This window comes from Planctomycetota bacterium, from assembly GCA_038746835.1.
In the GTDB taxonomy this organism is placed as follows: Bacteria; Planctomycetota; Phycisphaerae; order Tepidisphaerales; family Tepidisphaeraceae; genus JBCDKH01.
Map to the genome: position 1 here is coordinate 25,989 of JBCDKH010000002.1, position 16,464 is coordinate 42,452.

The 16,464-nt window shown below is 66.1% G+C and carries 13 protein-coding genes and 1 pseudogene; 4 read left to right on the top strand and 10 right to left on the bottom strand.

Annotated elements, in window-relative coordinates; translation table 11 throughout:
- The first annotated feature begins 52 nt into the window (after positions 1–52).
- Positions 53–1,180 carry a deoxyhypusine synthase gene (locus tag AAGI46_00510; protein ID MEM1010682.1) on the top strand — a complete coding sequence of 376 codons (1,128 nt, stop codon included), beginning with the start codon at positions 53–55 and terminating at the stop codon, positions 1,178–1,180.
- A gap of 218 nt (positions 1,181–1,398) precedes the next feature.
- Positions 1,399–2,763 (top strand): HRDC domain-containing protein, encoded by a 1,365-nt coding sequence (locus AAGI46_00515; GenBank protein MEM1010683.1) that lies wholly within the window; start codon positions 1,399–1,401, stop codon positions 2,761–2,763.
- A 70-nt stretch (positions 2,764–2,833) separates the two neighbouring features.
- Here AAGI46_00515 and AAGI46_00520 read toward each other — a convergent pair whose 3' ends face one another.
- Genes AAGI46_00520 through AAGI46_00540 form a run of 5 tightly spaced genes read right to left on the bottom strand, consistent with a single transcriptional unit; the run spans position 2,834 to position 6,031 of the window.
- Positions 2,834–3,046, bottom strand: coding sequence for a hypothetical protein (locus AAGI46_00520; GenBank protein ID MEM1010684.1), 213 nt, complete (start codon positions 3,044–3,046; stop codon positions 2,834–2,836).
- A gap of 14 nt (positions 3,047–3,060) precedes the next feature.
- Positions 3,061–3,528, bottom strand: coding sequence for a DUF420 domain-containing protein (locus tag AAGI46_00525; GenBank protein ID MEM1010685.1), 468 nt, complete (start codon positions 3,526–3,528; stop codon positions 3,061–3,063).
- A gap of 2 nt (positions 3,529–3,530) precedes the next feature.
- Positions 3,531–4,160, bottom strand: coding sequence for an SCO family protein (locus AAGI46_00530; protein ID MEM1010686.1), 630 nt, complete (start codon positions 4,158–4,160; stop codon positions 3,531–3,533).
- The gene (locus tag AAGI46_00535; protein ID MEM1010687.1) at positions 4,161–5,009 is read right to left on the bottom strand and encodes an ABC transporter permease; all 849 of its coding nucleotides are present in this window, start codon (positions 5,007–5,009) and stop codon (positions 4,161–4,163) included.
- 29 nt (positions 5,010–5,038) lie between these two features.
- Complete coding sequence (locus tag AAGI46_00540; protein ID MEM1010688.1) at positions 5,039–6,031, bottom strand: endonuclease/exonuclease/phosphatase family protein; 993 nt, start codon at positions 6,029–6,031, stop codon at positions 5,039–5,041.
- 46 nt (positions 6,032–6,077) lie between these two features.
- Here AAGI46_00540 and AAGI46_00545 point away from each other — a divergent pair, with 46 nt between their 5' ends.
- The gene (locus AAGI46_00545; GenBank protein ID MEM1010689.1) at positions 6,078–7,127 is read left to right on the top strand and encodes a C39 family peptidase; all 1,050 of its coding nucleotides are present in this window, start codon (positions 6,078–6,080) and stop codon (positions 7,125–7,127) included.
- A 30-nt stretch (positions 7,128–7,157) separates the two neighbouring features.
- Here AAGI46_00545 and AAGI46_00550 read toward each other — a convergent pair whose 3' ends face one another.
- The 3 genes from AAGI46_00550 to AAGI46_00560 are packed head-to-tail and all read right to left on the bottom strand — an operon-like array spanning position 7,158 to position 9,324.
- Positions 7,158–8,639, bottom strand: coding sequence for a potassium/proton antiporter (locus AAGI46_00550; protein ID MEM1010690.1), 1,482 nt, complete (start codon positions 8,637–8,639; stop codon positions 7,158–7,160).
- A gap of 11 nt (positions 8,640–8,650) precedes the next feature.
- Positions 8,651–9,067, bottom strand: coding sequence for a type II toxin-antitoxin system VapC family toxin (locus tag AAGI46_00555; protein MEM1010691.1), 417 nt, complete (start codon positions 9,065–9,067; stop codon positions 8,651–8,653).
- Between the two features lie 2 nt (positions 9,068–9,069).
- Positions 9,070–9,324 (bottom strand): hypothetical protein, encoded by a 255-nt coding sequence (locus AAGI46_00560; GenBank protein MEM1010692.1) that lies wholly within the window; start codon positions 9,322–9,324, stop codon positions 9,070–9,072.
- 50 nt (positions 9,325–9,374) lie between these two features.
- Between AAGI46_00560 and mutS the strand changes: the two genes are divergently transcribed.
- A complete protein-coding gene (gene mutS / locus AAGI46_00565) occupies positions 9,375–11,972 on the top strand; it encodes a DNA mismatch repair protein MutS (protein MEM1010693.1) in 2,598 nt (865 codons plus the stop codon).
- Between the two features lie 12 nt (positions 11,973–11,984).
- Here mutS and AAGI46_00570 read toward each other — a convergent pair whose 3' ends face one another.
- Positions 11,985–14,942: a calcium-binding protein gene (locus AAGI46_00570; GenBank protein MEM1010694.1), complete on the bottom strand. Its 2,958-nt coding sequence runs from the start codon at positions 14,940–14,942 to the stop codon at positions 11,985–11,987.
- Positions 14,943–14,987: 45 nt separating this feature from the next.
- Positions 14,988–16,397: pseudogene (locus AAGI46_00575) on the bottom strand (DUF2254 domain-containing protein).
- Positions 16,398–16,464 lie beyond the last annotated feature (67 nt).

Consider the following 16,464-nt stretch of genomic DNA (forward strand, 5'->3'; position numbering starts at 1 on the left):
GAGGTCCCTCGGCTGCGTTCGGGATGACGGTTCAAGCCGCTAAGCTCGACGCATGAGCCTTGCCAAAGAGACCCAAGCCGAGTTCGCCCCGCCGTCGCCACTTCCGCCTCGGTCGGAGATCTTGCAGAGCCCGATCAAGCACTTCGACATGACGGCCGTCGACGTCCGTCCGGTCGTCGAGCAGATGGCGAGCACGGCCTTTTCGGGTCGCGATCTCGCACGGGCCGCACGCATTTTCGACGCGATGACCGGCGACCACGAGTGCGCCGCCATCCTCACCCTCGCCGGCAGCCTCATCTCGGCCGGCATGAAGCACGTCATCGTCGACATGCTCGAGGCGAACATGATCGACGCAGTCGTCTCCACGGGCGCGAACATCGTCGACCAGGACTTTTTCGAGGCGCTGGGCTTCAAGCACTACATCGCAGACGACCGGTACAAGAGCGGCGTTTGGGACGACCAGCTCCGCGAGCTGATGATCGACCGCATTTACGACACGTTCATCGACGAGGAAGAGCTCCGCGTCTGCGACGATCTGTGCGGCGAGATCTGCGATCGCCTCGAGCCCCGGCCGCACTCGTCACGCGAGTACATGGGCGTCCTCGGCAAGCACCTCGACGAGGTCGGCGTCAAAGGCGATGGCAAGTCGATTCTGCACACGGCGTACAAGAAAGGCGTGCCGATCTTCCTCCCCGCCGCCGCGGATTGCTCGGCCGGCTTCGGGATGATCCAGCACCAGATGCGTCGCATGAAGGCCGGCGAGAGCACGATGTTCAGCATCGATGCCGTCCGCGACTTCTACGAGCTGTGCCTCGTCAAAGACAAGAACCCCAGCACCGGCCTGTTCATGATCGGCGGCGGCGTGCCCAAGAACTACGCCCAGGACATCGCCGTCGCGGCCGACATCTTCGGCAAAGAGCCGACGATGCACAAGTACGCGGTCCAGATCACCGTCGCCGACGTTCGGGACGGTGCGCTCAGCTCGTCGACGCTGAAAGAGGCGTGCTCCTGGGGGAAAGTCGACGTTGCTGAGGAGCAGATGGTCTTCAGCGAGGCGACCGTCGCGATGCCGCTGATCGCGGGCTACGCGTGGCACAACCGCAAGTGGGAACGCCGGCCCGAGAAGCGACTGGTCGACGTGATCGAGTCCGAAACACCGACAGAGCAAGCAGTCGCTTGAAGACGCTACGTCGACCCCCACCTCCGTCATCCTGAGCGAGCGAAGCGAGTCGAAGGACCTCGCGTTCGTCGGTGCAAGTCCAGGCGAGGTCCCTCGACTGCGCTCGGGATGACGGAGAAGACTCCGTCGCGGTCTCGTAGCGGTTTGGCGCAGCGGGCGGTGTCGCGTACCTTGACGTGCCGTCCACGCGGAGGTCGCCAGGGCCGGCGCGAGGTGTTGTGACAGAAGTCGATTCAGTTTCGCCCAGCGTCGACGGCATCGAACGAGTCGCCAAGCGGCTCAAGTCTGTGCGTTCGCGCCACCGCAAAGGCCGACATGCCGAGGCGCACGAGGCCAAGCCGCAGGACGAAAAACGCCGCCGAGGTGTGAAAAAGCGGCTTTTCGCCGACGACCGCGTCCCGTCGAAGGACGCCGAGCTCGTCGACGATGCCGACGGCCTGGCGGAAGTCCTTGCCCACCTGCGCGGCGACGACATCGGCTCGCCACGCCGATTCGCGTACGACACCGAGTTCATCGGCGAGACCAGTTACCACCCGAAGCTCTGCCTGCTCCAGGTCGGCACGTGCGAGAAGGTGTACCTCGTCGACCCGCTGGCGGAAATGGACACCGGGCCGCTGTTGGCGTTGCTGGTCGACCCGTCGATCCAGAAGATCGTCCACGCCGGTGAGCAGGACCTCGAGCCCGTCGCACGTCTGACGGGCAAGGTGCCGGCCAACGTGATCGACACGCAGATCGCCGCCGCGTTCTGCGGGCTGCCCTACCCGGCAAGCCTGGCAAAGCTTGTCGAGCACGTCTCGTCCTGCTTCATGGACGACCTCGGATCGCCCGGCGGCGGGCTCAAGCTGGGCAAGGGGTACACCTTCACGCAGTGGGACGCCCGTCCACTCTCCAGCAAACAGCTCGCATATGCCGCTGACGACGTGCGGTATCTGCCGATCGTGCTGGACTGGATCGAGGGGCAGCTCGACGCGAGCGAGGAGCGCAAGAGGTGGATGCGTGCCGAGTGCGACCTGCGATGCCAGAAGGCCGCTGATGAGGCGGATGCCGACCCGTGGGAGCGTCTCCGCGGCTACGGCGGCATCGACGACAACGGCCGCCCGATCCTGCGTGCACTGGCACGCTGGCGCGACTCGGCCGCCCGCGAGGCCGACCTCCCGCCGCGGGCCTTGGTGCGTGACGACGTGCTGGTCTACCTCGCCAAAAACCCGCCGAAACCAGGGAACAAGCAGCGAATTGGCGAGATCCGCCACATGCCCAAACCCGTGGCCGAGCAGTTCGGCGATGCGATCATGGCAGCGATCGACGCTGGCCGCGACCAGAAGGACGACGCCACGCCGGACCATCAGCCGTACGAGCCATCGCTGGCGGACAAGTTTGCGGCCGATGCTGCGTGGGCCAAGCTGCAGAGCCTCGCCTACGACCGTGGCCTGGACCCGAACCTCGTCGCCAGCCGACGCGACGTCGAAGGCCTGCTCCGTCGCCACGCAGAGGACCGCGTCCGTGACGACGAACTCCTCCTCACCGGCTGGCGCGGCGAAGCCGTCGGGCAGGCCTGGGCTGCAGCAGTGCTTTCGAGCAGCTGACGCAACGCCCCTCCGTCATCCTGAGCGAGCGCAGCGAGTCGAAGGACCTCGCCTGACTTCGACGGCAGAATCAGACGTGGTCCCTCGGCTGCGCTCGGGATGACGGATCGGAACGGAAAACCGTCAGCGACACCGTCCCGGCTGCAACAACCGCAACGCTCAGCATCGTCCAGATCGCGAGGTTGAACCCCGCCGCCTGCTCCTGAGCAGCAACGGCTTGGGCGTCCGTCGGCGTCGCGACCGAGTCCCGGCACGTCGGGCACGCCGACGCCGAACCGGCCATCACCAGCACCGTGATCACGCAGCCGGCAAGGCGGGCAAGACGACCATCGCGGGCAGAGCGTGGTAGAGCAGGACGTAGATCATCACGCCCGTCACGCTCACGTAGAGCCAAATCCAATAAGCCGGCCGGCTGTAGACCTTGTGGCGTTCCCATCGCTTTTTGTAAATCTGCCACAGCGCCGCGGCGATCAGCGGCAGCATGACGATCGCGGCGATCACGTGCACCGCCAGGAAGATCCAGTAGCTGTACTTCACCCACGCCGGCAGCTCGCCGATGACGTCGAGACTCCGGCTGCCGTAGGTTGCGTTGCTGTAGAGATAACATGCCAAAAACGCGGAAGAAACGACCAAAGCCGCGCCGATCAGGTAGCCGTGCCGACGCCAGTTCTTGCGGCGGATCTGCACGTAGGCCGCGATCAGCAGAACCGTGCTGACGGCGTTGAGGCACGAGTTCAACAGCGCGAAAAACTCCTTGCCGTCCACAGCTACCGCCCTCCCGCGGCCACGAGCCGGCGGGCGTCGGCGGCGAGCTCGGTCATGGCCAACGGATTCGAATTGCCGTACACGCCACGCACCACGCCGTCCGCGTCGATCAGCAGAAACTGCGTCGAATGCCCCCAATCTTCCCCGACGGCCAGGCGATTCTGACGCGCGAACTCCGACATGCCCTCTCGCGTCCCTCCCGTCAGCAGGTGCCATCGATCGCCCGGCTGATCGCCTGTAACAGCCTCTACGAACTGGCTCATCGACTCGGCCGTGTCGCGATCCGGATCGACGCTGAAGCTCACGAACTGGACCTCTTCGTCGGGGATGGCCGACTGCAGGTCGTTCATCTTGTCGACCATCACCGGGCACGCACCCGTCGGGCAATTGACCAGGAAGATGAAGCCGACCCACGGCTTACCATCCACGTTTTCACTGGAAAACGGCTCATCTCGATGGCTCACGAGGTCGAACTCGGCGAACTCGAAGAGCCGCGGAAGCTCGTCGGACGGTGCAACGGCGGGTGCTTCGGGCTCGCTGTCTCCCGTGAGCGTCGTCGCAGCGACGTACCCGCCGATGCACGCGACGGCCAGGGCCCACATGCCGACCATGAGGATGCGTGAAGGCTTCACTTATGACTCTACGTCTGCACGCACGGGGCGGTTGGCGACCACGCACGCTGCGGCAAAGAGCCCCACGGCCGTCACCAGCGTCACCAGCCCGCAGACCCACAGCGGCGCGACCGCCTCGCCACCCAGGCCGGACCGCAGACCCGACAGGCCGTAGGACAGCGGATTCGCCTGGGCGATCCAGCGGATCGGAGCGAAACCGACCGAATTCAAGGGAAACACTGCACCCGAGAGGAACCAGAGCGGCATCAGCAGCAGGTTCATCGCGACGTGATACCCCTGTGTGCTCGTCATCGGCCAAGCCAGCATCATGCCCAGGGCGACCAGCGCGAAGCTCAGCCCGACGCAGAATCCGGCAGCGATGATGAAACCCGTGAACGTCAGCTCGATCCCTGCCAGCGGCGCGACGAGCAGCAGCAGAATCGCCTGGGCCGAGGCGAGCGACGCTCCGCCCAACGTCTTGCCCAGCACCACGCCCCAGCGTGGGACGGGCGCGGCAAGCACGCCTTGCATGAAGCCCTCGCGCCGGTCCTCAATGAGCGTGATGGTCGCGAAGATCGCCGTGAACAGGACGATCATCAGCAACATTCCCGGGAAAAAGTACTCCAAGTAGGGCTCGCCGGTGGGCCCGGTGAAGCTGCTCCCCATCCCGCCGCCGAGGAGCAGCCAGAAGAGCACGGGCGTCAGGATCGCCCCGACGACGCGGTTCCGCTGACGCAGGAACCGCACCCACTCGCGCTGTGCGAGCGCGACGGCCGGACCAGCGACGCCGGATGTTGCAGCTTTTCCCTCAATTTCAGCCGCTTCTGCAGGCCGGCTGGCGAGCGGGATGGCGTTGGCGGCCGAGTCCAAGGTCGTCGGAAGGTAGCAGGTGCGGCGGCTCAGGGGACGGCGGGGACGACGTCGATGTAGACCGGCACGTGGTCGCTGGCGACGCGGACCCACGTGTTGTCGAAGACATCCGTGTTTTTCACCAGTTTCGCGCCCGCCTGATCGGCGACGATGTGATCGATGAAGGAGCGGAACCGGTCACGCCAGTAGCCGCTGTAGGTGATGACGCCCTGCATAGCGAGGTCCCGCGTGACGATGACGAAGTCGTCGGCCGCGTCCCGATTGTGCAGGCCGGCTAAGGCCGCCATGACGTCGCCGCCCGCCGGCAGCTCGTACTCCTGGAAGCCGATCTCGTCGTTCATGTCGCCCAGCAGGAAGACCGGTGCCTCCTTCGCAAGCTCGACCATCAACGCATGCGTCATCGTCGCCTCCGCCATCCGCCACTGCGTGACCTCTATGCTGTTGCCCCCCTTGGACTTCTGGTGCGTCGTGCCCACCCAGAACCGATCGCCGTCGGGCGTCTCGACCAGCACGAAGGCCGGTCCGCGACCGAAGAGGCGATCGCTCCGCGGGTTGAGGTCCCGCGTGTCCGGGACGAGATGCAAATCGTTGTTGGTCTTAATGATGCGGAAGCCGTCACGCATCAGAAGCTGCAGCATCTGCCCCCGGCCGCTGTTGCCAGGGAAGACGACGCGTGTCGGATACGTCTGGCCGACCTCTTCCCACTCCTGGGCGAAGTGGTCCAGCTCCTCCTGGCTGCACCCTTCCTGCGTCAGAAGAATGTCCGGAGCAAAGTCCGGATCGAGCAGCACGACGGCCACTTCCCAGTTGTCCTCCATGTTCTGAAACCGCTCCTGCCGACGCTGCTCGCGGCCTTCCTCCGTCGCCGGCTCCGGTAAGTCCTTGTCCCTAAACGCCTGGAAGTGATCGTTCCAGTTCTCGATGTTCCACGTGGCGATGCGGATCGTGCCCTCGGCAGGAGGACCGGCCGTGACCGCAGAGGTGACGAACAGACTGAGGAGCGTGACGAGGAGGGTTCGCACGGCCGACTCTATTGCCCACGCCGGCGGTTCGTCCGATGATGCCCCGATGCCTTCGCGACTCGCCGCCGTTGTCATGACCTTGCTGCTGGCCGCTCCCGTTGCGGCGTGGCAGGATCTTGTGGTGCACATCGACGACTTCGCCGACGGTACCGCGGCCGGGGTCGAGGCGGGCGACGTCGTCACCCTGGCCGGCGACGGCACGGGCGGTTTTCCCAGGCGTGGTGCTTGGACATCGCCAGTGACGGCCGCGGACCCGGCGGCGATCGAGATTCTCCCGAGTTGGTCCGTCCAAACACCGCCGGGAACCGGAGTTCGTCTGGACCTTCGCGTGCGGCTCGCCGAGACGGATGAGTGGTCGCCCTGGTTGGACATGGGATACTGGGGCGAGGTCCCGCCGCCCGCGACGGCCGAGTCTTTTGAAGGCGGCGACGTCTCGGTCGACATCCTCGAGCTCGACCGCCCCGCCGACGCGTGGCAGATTCGTGCGACGCTCGTCGCCTACGACCTGTCGAGTTCGCCGACGCTCCAGCGGATCAGCGTCGCGCTCCGCGGCGGCGAACCACCCGTCGACCACGGCACCGCCGATTGGTCGGGCGATCTGGACGTGCCCTTCCTCCACCAGGGCTCGGCCGGCGATCTGATCGGCGGGAGCATCTGCAGCCCGACGAGCGTTGCGATGGCCCTCGCTCACTTCGGCATCGATGTCGACCTCGTCACCCACGCGGCCGAGACCTACGACCGCGAGCACGGCATCTTCGGCAACTGGAACCGCGCCGTCGCCCGCGCCAACGAACTCGGGGCCGAGGCGCACCTCGAGTTCTTCGACGACTGGCAAAGCCTCGCCGACCACCTGAAGGCCGGCCGAGTCGTCGTTGCGAGCATCCGATTCAAGAAAGGCGAGGCCCCGAGTTTCGTGATGAACGCCACCGCCGGTCACCTGATCGTCCTCCGCGGCCTGACGCCCGACGGCAACGTCATCGTCAACGACGGGGCCCACGCTACGGAAGGCGAAAAGGCAATTTATAAGAAATCCGAAATGGAGAAAGCCTGGTTCGACAACGCCGGCGGGGTCGGATATGTGATTGGCGCGTCGTGAGTCGCGTAAAGATCACACACCAATCTCTCATCACGCCTCCGGGTTACCAAACAACAGCTCGATGAACGCCCGGTCGGCCGGGCGGAAGAAGACGTAGACGTGGTCATCTTCCTGCAAAACCGTACCGCCGCGGGCAGGGACGAGGCTTTCGTCGCGGACGATGAGGACGACCGAGGCGTCACCAGGGAACTCGAGTTCGGAGAGCTGTGCCCCCGCGACGGCGACTGAGGGTGCAATGTGGAACGACTCGATATCGCCGTCGAGTTGTTTTCGAGCGTTGATCTCCAGAATGGCCGACGGAGTGGGTTCGCCGGGGAGGTCGAGATTGAGTTTTCTCGTCACAAGGCGAATTGTCGCGCCGGGCACGAGACTGCTGACGACAACGACGAAGAAGACGAGATTGAAGAGCTGATCCGCCCCGTCCACGCCGGCCAGCACGGGGAAGGTCGCCAGGATGATCGGCACGGCTCCGCGCAGGCCCGTCCATCCGACGAAGAGCGTGTGCTTGAGCGAATAGCCCAGCGGCACCAGGCACGCCGCGACCGCCAGTGGCCGGGCCAGGAAGGCCAGCACGATGCCGACTCCAAGCCCCGCCCACGCGACGCCGGGCAGTTTGGAGGCGTCGACCAGCAGCCCGAGCATGAGAAACACGCCGACCTGGGCGAGCCACGCGAGCGCATCGTGCGTCCGCTGCAGGCCGTTGCGGTAAGCCAGCGGCCCGTTGCCGAGCACGAGCCCAGTCGCGAAAACCGCCAGAAAACCGCTGCCTTGGAGCAAAGTCGCCAGCCCGAAGGAAAGCAGTGCCGTCGCGAGCGTCAGCACCGGATAGAGGCCGACGGCACTGATCGGTGCACGCTGCAGCGTGGCCCGGCAGCCGTAGCCGATCGCCAAGCCGACGCCTGCACCGATGACGAGCTGCATCGGCACCAGAAGCAGCAGCGACCACCCGAGCTGGTCGCCCGCCTGGATCGCGGCGATGAGGGCGGTCGTCAGGATGACGGCCATCGGGTCGTTGACGCACGACTCGACCTCGATTGTCGACCCGAGCTTCGGCTCGAGCCTCAAGCCCCCACCACGCAGCACGGCGAAGACCGCGGCTGCGTCGGTCGAGCTGACGACGGCCCCGAGCAGCACCGCCTCGGCCCAGCTCAGGCCGAAGAGCCGCCCGAACGCCGCCACCACGCCGGCGGTGAGCGCCACGCCGATGGTCGCCAGCAGCCCCGCGGGCACGACGACGCGCCGGACCGCGGCGGCCTTGGTGTTGAGCCCGCCGTCGAAGAGGATGAGGATGAGCGCGACGGTGCCGACGCGCATCGCCAGGCCGTAGTCGTCGAACGCGATCCCGCCGACGATGTCGCTCCCGCCGAGCACGCCCAGCAGCAGGAAGAGCAACACGACCGGAATGCCCAGCCGATCGACGGCCCGGCTGAAGAGCACACTGAACGCGACCAGCACGCCGAGCACGCTGAGCAACAGCGCAGTCGTCGTCGGCTCGGTCAGTGCAAGCGGCACGGCGGGCCAGCCTAGCGATCGTCAGGCACGACGAGCTCGACGTCGGGGAAGTATGTGCTGAAGCGTGCGACGTCGCGCGTCAGCAGTCGCAACCCATCGGCCTGAGCATGGCCGCCAATGTAGAAGTCGGCGACGGGGGAGGTGCGTGTGCCGCCACTTGCGCGGTGCTGTGCGAAGGCCTGTCCGGCGAACCAGCCTGACTCGGGAGGTATCGGTAGCATGAGCAGGCCCTCTGGCAGTGCCTGCTCGAGACTCCGGCGGTCATCGAATCCGTACGCGAACTCACCGAAAACGATTGCGTTAATGGCGACTGCTCCGTCCTCTCGTGCCCTAACGACCGCCTCCAACGTCGTGTCGAACCAGGGAGAGTCCCGATGCTGCAGAGCGATCAGGATGTTGGTGTCGAGGAGTGTGCGAACTTCCGACATGGTCAGCTTCTCGTCATTTCCGAGATCTCTTCCCAACTGCCCTTGAAGTTGCCTTGTCCTGCCATTTGCCGGACGAGCCGCTCGGCCGGTGTCAGCTCCGGATCATCGGGTGACTTCGACATCAACCAGTCCGCGAACTCCTCGGCGGTGCCGTGGCGGGGATGCCTCAGTCGCTCGTCCAGGCGATTGAGAAGTCCCCGCTGCTCGTCCCGCGGCAGCGCGTGGATGGCCTCCTCGATTTCGGCAACCGTCGACATGCCTGCATCATAACCGATCCCGCCGCCAACCGTCGCCGCTACGCTGCGTCGTGGCCGTGAAGGAGAAGAAGCTCAGCCCTGCCATGCGGCAGTATCAGGACTTTAAAGACAAGCATCCTGGCTACGTGCTCTTCTTCCGAATGGGCGACTTCTATGAGGTCTTCCACGACGACGCCAAGCTCTGCAGCCGGACGCTCGGCATCACGCTCACCGCCCGGCAGGACAAGGTGCCGATGGCGGGCGTGCCATATCACCAGCTCGACAACTACCTCAAGCGGATGATCGTCGCCGGGCACCGCGTGGCGATTTGTGAGCAGGTCGAAGATGCCAAGCAAGCCAAGGGCCTCGTCAAGCGCGACGTCACGCGGCTGGTGACGCCGGGGACGCTGACCGACGAACCGATGCTCGACAGCAAGGCCGCGTCGTACCTGGCGGCGGTGGCGTTTGGCAGGAAGTCGTGCGGGATCGCCTGGGTCGATCTGTCGACCGGACGTCTCCTTGCCGCCAGCGGCAGCGAACGCGAGATGTTCGACGAAGCAGGCCGGCTCGCCCCGGCGGAAATGCTCGTGCCCGAGTCGTCCAACGGCGACGAACATCCCGCCGCCCGAGAGCTTCGTGGCCGAGGCGTCACGGGCGTGGTCGATCGGCCGGGCTGGCAGTTTTCCGAGAAGCACGGACTCGACGAGTTTCGCCGGTACTGGGGCGTTTCGACGGCTGTCGGATACGGCTTTGCCGACGACGATCCGGCCGTCGCGGCGACGGGTGCGGTGCTGACGTACCTCGAAGAGACGCAGCGTGGCCGGGCCGAGCACGTCCGTCCGCCGGTGCCGCACGAGGCGTCGCAGTACTTGCGGATCGATCCGTCGAGCTGGCGCAACCTGGAGGTCGACCGGACGCTGCGCGGCGGATCGACCGAGGGCTCGCTGCTGGCGGCGGTCGATCGGACGCAGACGCCCATGGGCGGTCGGCTGTTGCGGGAGTGGCTGCGGTCACCACTGACAGATGTCGGACAGATCGAATCGCGTCAAGATGCCGTAGCCGAGCTTCGTGCCAAGACGTCGAAGCTGACGGTGCTGCGCGAGCGACTGTCGAGCGTGTGCGACATCGAGCGGATCGTCGGCAGGCTGGCCGTGAGCCGGGCCGGGCCGCGGGATCTGGCGGCGTTGCGGGACTGCTTGTCTGGCGTGCCAGCGCTCCTGGAGTCGCTGTCGACCGTCCCGGCCGCTGCGGGTGAGCTGCCATCGTTCGCTGACTTTGCGAAGGAGCAATCGGCTTTCTTAACCAAAGCGATCGCGCCCGAACCGCCGGCAAACCTGCGGGACGGCAACGTCATCGCCAAGGGGTTCGACAAGCAGCTCGACGAGCTCCGCACCGTCGGCCGCGATGGTCGGCAGTGGCTGGCGGAGTACCAGGCCGAGCTGTGCGAACAGACCGGCATCCCGAGTCTCAAGATCGGCTACAACCGCGTCTTCGGCTACTACGTCGAAGTCACCAACGCCCACAAGGACAAGGCCCCCGACGCGTGGGCGCGTCGACAGAGCACCAAGAACGCCGAGCGGTTCGTGACCGAAAAGCTCAAGGAGTTTGAGACCAAAGCCGTCGGGGCCGAAGGCGAGGCGGCGGAGCTGGAGCAGGCGCTGTTCGAGCGCGTCCGCAACGACCTCTTGCCGCACGTCGGCATGTTCCAGTCGCTCGCCGCCTCGATGGCCCGGACCGATGTGCTGGCGGGGTTTGCGCAGCTGTCGTTGGAGCGGCACTACGCCCGGCCGACGGTGGACGACTCGCGCGTGCTGGAGCTCGACGACGCCCGGCATCCGGTGCTGGAGCAGTCGCTCGGCAGCGAGTTCGTCGCTAACCCGATTCGCCTTGCCGAGGCCGACACGCTGCGGCTGATCACCGGGCCGAACATGGCCGGCAAGAGCACGTTCATCCGGCAAGTCGCGCTGATCGTGTTGCTGGCCCAGGTCGGCAGCGACGTGCCGGCCAAGTCGGCGCGGATCGGCGTGTGCGATCGGCTGTTCGTCCGCGTCGGTGCCAGCGATGAACTACACGCCGGCCGAAGCACGTTCATGGTCGAGATGATCGAGTCGGCCAATCTGCTCAACAACGCAACGGATCGGAGCCTGGTCGTCCTGGACGAGGTCGGCCGGGGAACGAGCACGCTCGACGGCCTGAGCCTGGCGTGGGCGATCGCCGAGCACCTGGCGAAGGTCGTCGGCAGCCGGGCGCTGTTCGCGACGCACTATCACGAACTGGTGCGCTTGGCCGACGAGCTTCCCGGCACCGGGAATCTCTCGGCAAGCGTCCGCGAGTGGGACGGCAGCATCGTCTTCACCCACCGCATCGTCGACGGCCCAGCCAGCCAGAGCTACGGCATCCAGGTCGCCAAACTCGCCGGCGTGCCTCGCCCCGTCACCGAACGCGCGGGCGAATTGCTCCAACGCCTCAAGGTCAGCCACGGCGACGACCCCGAGCCACGAAGCGTCCCGGCCAACGGCGTCGACGTCGGCCAAATGTTCCTCTTCGGCGGGGTTCCGCCGGAAGCCGAAGCGGTTGTCGAACAGTTGCGCTCCGTCGACCTCGACGGCATCTCGCCGCGTGAGGCACACGAGCTGGTCACGCGTCTACGCGACCAGCTCGTGAGTTGACGGGCGAGGTCGTTACTGCCGCGTCAGTGTCACGTCGCCTGTGGCATTGAGATCGCCGAGTCCAGAGAAGAAGAGGTTGGCCGTGCCGTTGTTGATCGTGCCGGAGAAGCGGACCGGCAGTTCGATCGTGTTCGACTCTCCAGTGATTACTCCGTCCTCGTCGATGACGGTGGACTGAATCCGAACCGGTACGAGAATCGCGCCCTGCATGCCGTCTTCTGAGACAGCCTGTAGAACAGCGGTCATACCAGATGACGTCAGAACGCTCGTTTCCAAGCGGAACCGGTCGGACGCTACCTGTCCATTCACGCTCAAGTTGAAGAAGCCAGTGTCGTGCCCCGACAGACCGGTCATCGATACGGGAACCGTCGTGAAACCCTGGGCGTTTCTGGAAGCGTCATCAAGGTTGAAGGCGATCGTTCCGCTCCCCGACAAAGCGATGAGCTTCTGTGGGCCGGAGTACACTGAGAGATCGATGACGGTGTCGTACTCGAGGTCGTAGCTGCCAGCCCAGAGGCCGCCGACGGCGAGCGCGTCGTCTGGTGTCGCGATCACGTCTTCGACATCGATGGGCGGCTGGGGCGTTGGGAAGAATGGCGGGAATAAACTGCCATCCGGTCCCGTTGGTGGCACGGGCCCTGGCTCCGGTGTTGGCGGTGTGGGTGTCGGCGTCGGTGGCGGCTCGGGTAGCGGAGTTTGCGGCGTGGGACTCGTCGGCCGCTGCGGTCCGGGTCCGGGCGTCGGTGTCGGCGTTGGCGTCGGGCGTGGACCCGGAATCGGTGGGAACGGACCCTCGAAACCACCGCCAACGCTGCTTTCCCATCGACTGAGATCGTCGAACCACTTCGCCTGCGGCTTGCCGTTGACGTCGAGGTCGGCGTCGGTCAGGCCGACGAAGCCGGCGAGCGCGTCGAACCACTCGTCGGCGACCGACGCCGGCTCGTCGGGCCAGAGGCCCCACACCTTTTCGCCTGCCTTGAACACCCCGGCGATGGCAAGGTCGATCGCAAGCGATGCCCCACCCGTCGCGTCGTAGCTGTCCAAGCCAAGCGCGCGGTCCACCGCCTCGGCGGCCGTGATCAGCACAAAACCCGTCGCGCTCGTTACCGTGGTCACCACTTCGGTGACAGCAACCGTCACACCCGCAGCCGGAGCACCCACGCCCGGCACGAGGAGCTGACCCAATGCCGTGCCATAGCCGACGAAGGTGGCCATGTCGTTGAAGCCGTCAATTTGTTCGAAAACCGTCGGACCGCTCGGCAGGCTCTGAAGGATGTCGCGAATGCCCTCGCGGACGCGGTTGGCCAGGCCTTGCTCGGCATCGTCCGGCAGCGTCGTCTCGTCGTCGGCGATGCTTGTCAGCAAGTCGACGAGGTACGCGTCCATCTGCTCCAACAGCTCCAGCTCGATGTCGATCGGATCGCGTGGCGGCGCGTCGGACGAAGACACCGGGCGAAGGGCCGGCGTGGGCTCGCCGCGCACCACGGCGTCGTCGATGATCTGGACCGTCTCTTCGACCGACTCTCTGGCATCGCGAACCGGTTCGATCACCTCCGACGGAGCGCCGGCGTTCTCAAGCCGATCGATCGTCTCGTCTGCCCGTTCGATCACGTACTCGAAGAACGGCCGCGACACGGAACCTGCTGGTAGGCTGACCGGCTGCGGTGGTGCGAGTTCAAACCGAAGGGTTTCGTACACCCACGTCTGTGAGGCGATGGTGCCGTTGCCTTTCGCTCGCACTTCGATGCGATAGTGAGCATCGCGGCCGATGACCTCGGGCCGCAGCCGGGCGATCGCAGGCACGACTGTCACGAGGTCGCCGCCATCGGTCTGGCGAAATGCGACTTCGGTCTCGGTCGGCCAGTCGTCGATGACGAAGGTCACGACGACGCGTGCCGTCGATTCGCTCGAGAAGCGGGACTGTGCCGCGTCAACTGCGTCTGCGAGTGTCGTTCCGAGCGACCGGAGGAAGCCGCCGCGAATGACGGCCTGCGCGCCGGGTCGGCCGGAGGTCTCGACGCCCAGTCGGAACACATCGGTCGGGTTCTCGACTGTGAGGAGGCGATCGCCTCCCGACGCATCCTGTCGGCCTCCGGAGCTTGTCGAGCGGACGAACGTGTCGGAGCCGGTCTCACCTCGAAGGTCGTCGTTGCCTTCGCTGCCGTCGAGGCGGTCGTCGCCCGGGCCTCCGACGAGTTCGTCGTCGCCGGGACCGCCGTGCAGGTCGTCGTCGCGTTCGCCTCCACGAAGCGTGTCGTTGCCGTCACCGCCCATTGCGACGAGTCGGCCGGACGACAGGCCGCCCTCGTCGTCGCCTCGGATCAGGTCATCGCCGTCGTTGCCCTCGGCATAGGCGTCGCCGGTGCCGCCGATGAGCGTGTCGTGTCCGCCGACGCCGAGGAGGTTGTCGGTGCCTTCGCCGCCGCGGACGATGTCGGGTCCGTCGCCGCCGAACAGTCGGTCATCGTTATGGCCGCCGTCAAGGGCGTCGTCGCCGTCGTGACCCCAGAGCGAATCCCGGCCCCAGCCGCCGTCGAGCGCGTCGTCGCCTGCTTCGCCGCGAAGCTGGTCGTCGCCTGCTGATCCGAAAATCGTGTCGTTGCCGTCGCCGGCGAAGACGATGTCCGGTCCCGATCCGCCGCGGTAGACGTCGTCACCGCTGCCGAGGCGTGCGTCGATCGGCAGGTCGATGCTGGATTCGACGTTGACGGTGTCGTCGCCGTCGCCGGTGCGAATGTTGATGGACGTCACGCCGTCTGCGTCGACGCGGGTGAAGTTGCCGTCGACCTCGAAGACGAGGGTCGTGCCGTCACGGGCGATAGCGACGGTGTCGGCGGTGTCGCCGCCGGTGATCGTCGCCACGCCGGCGTCGACGGCGACTGCGAGCAGGCGTCGCGTCTCCAGTCGCTCGACCAGGGCTTTGGGAAAGGCTGTGGCGAACGCGTTGTCCGGTTGTGATCGACTGGCCATGTCCGCCTTACGTCGACGCGCCGGATTGCTGACGCGTTCTGCTTGTCACGCCGGCCAGTCGCGGAGGACGTGGCCTTCGATGAAGGCGGCGTGGTTTTCTTCGACTTGCTCTAAGTCCGGGCCGTGGAGATCGGCGGCGAGCGCGGCGTCGCGGATGGCATCGGCCTGGGCGGTGAGTGGGTCGTGGCGATCGGGCGGGGCCTTGCGTTTGAGCTGCGTCAGGCCGCGAAGGACGTTGGCGACCAGGCGTGCGTCCTTGAAGCCGTAGCGACGGATCGGGGCGTAGGCACTCTCGACCAGCTCTGGCCAGCCGTACTTCTGCAGCATGACACGGAGCTTGCCGTTTTCGTCGGCCAGGCGATCGACGGGCATCGCGCGGTCGCACGCGCGATAGAGCGCGGCCGTCAGGCGATCGGCGCAGTGGCAGGCGGTGAAGGGGTCGTTGATGCCCGGGCTCATCGCGCGTTGGGCGACTTCGGTGAGCTGATCGATGCAGAAGAAGACGTCGCCGCGGACCGTCCGCCGCTTGTTCACGTGGATGGCTTCGGTGACGCGTTCGCGGAGCAAGTCATCGAGCTTTTCCTGGTCGGCCGACTGCGCGACGACGAGCGGGACCTTCTCCTAGACGTAGTGGCCGGCACCGACGAGCGTCCAGAGCACGACGTCGTACTTCTTGGCGAGCTTGAGGAGGCTGTCGGTCTCGATGTACGCGATGTAGCCGGCTGACTCGGATCGGGCGACGACGACGCGGTCGGCCCTTTCCGGTGCGGGCAGGTACGGCTCGAGCTTGTCGTTTCGCGCATCGCCGCGTTTGGGCGGGAGCATCTCGTCGATCGTGCCGTCGAGTTCGGCCCCGACCGTCTCGATGACGTACGGCGCCCGGATCATCAGGCTCAGGTGGTGGACGAAGTAGATCAGCACGCCCACCGCCACCACGGCCAGACCGATTGAGAGTGTCACGCCGACCTGCGGCACGAAGTCCGCCCCGCTCTCTTCGCCAGCTGATCGAATCGACCGCAAGAGCAGCAGCGGAAAGATGAAGCTCGCCAGGAACGAGCCCATCGAGACCTGGATGCCGCGATCGCTGACGAACGTCCGCAGCAAGCGTGGGCCGAACTGTCCGCTGGTGAGGGCGAGCGTGGCGACGGTGATGCTGAAGACCGTGGCCGTGACGGTGATGCTGCTGCCGGCGATCGACTGAAGGATGCCGCGAGCCCCGGATGGCCCAGCGGACACGGTCAGCGACAGAATCAACGCGTCCCGCGATGCCAGCCACTGGTCGAGGTATGGCACGAGGATGCCCGCCAGACCCGCCACGACGGCCATGATGGTCGGGACGAACCAGAAGCTGTCCCGGAGGCGATCGAGCCACAGCCGGATCGGGCCACGCCCGCCGTCGGTGCCGGGCAGATGATCCGCCAGCAGCGACGGCAAGACCCTGCGGAACAACGGCATCGCCCTCACTTGTACACGGTCGAGGCAGTCTCGCAACCCCACCCTCCGTCATCCCGAGCGCAGCCGA

Bases quoted from the DNA above. Each gene is read 5' to 3' on its own strand.
- AAGI46_00510 (MEM1010682.1), top strand. From the start codon at position 53: ATGAGCCTTGCCAAAGAGACCCAAGCCGAGTTCGCCCCGCCGTCGCCA.
- AAGI46_00520 (MEM1010684.1), bottom strand. From the start codon at position 3,046: ATGGCCGGTTCGGCGTCGGCGTGCCCGACGTGCCGGGACTCGGTCGCG.
- AAGI46_00545 (MEM1010689.1), top strand. From the start codon at position 6,078: ATGCCTTCGCGACTCGCCGCCGTTGTCATGACCTTGCTGCTGGCCGCT.
- AAGI46_00555 (MEM1010691.1), bottom strand. From the start codon at position 9,067: ATGTCGGAAGTTCGCACACTCCTCGACACCAACATCCTGATCGCTCTG.
- AAGI46_00560 (MEM1010692.1), bottom strand. From the start codon at position 9,324: ATGTCGACGGTTGCCGAAATCGAGGAGGCCATCCACGCGCTGCCGCGG.
- AAGI46_00570 (MEM1010694.1), bottom strand. From the start codon at position 14,942: ATGGCCAGTCGATCACAACCGGACAACGCGTTCGCCACAGCCTTTCCC.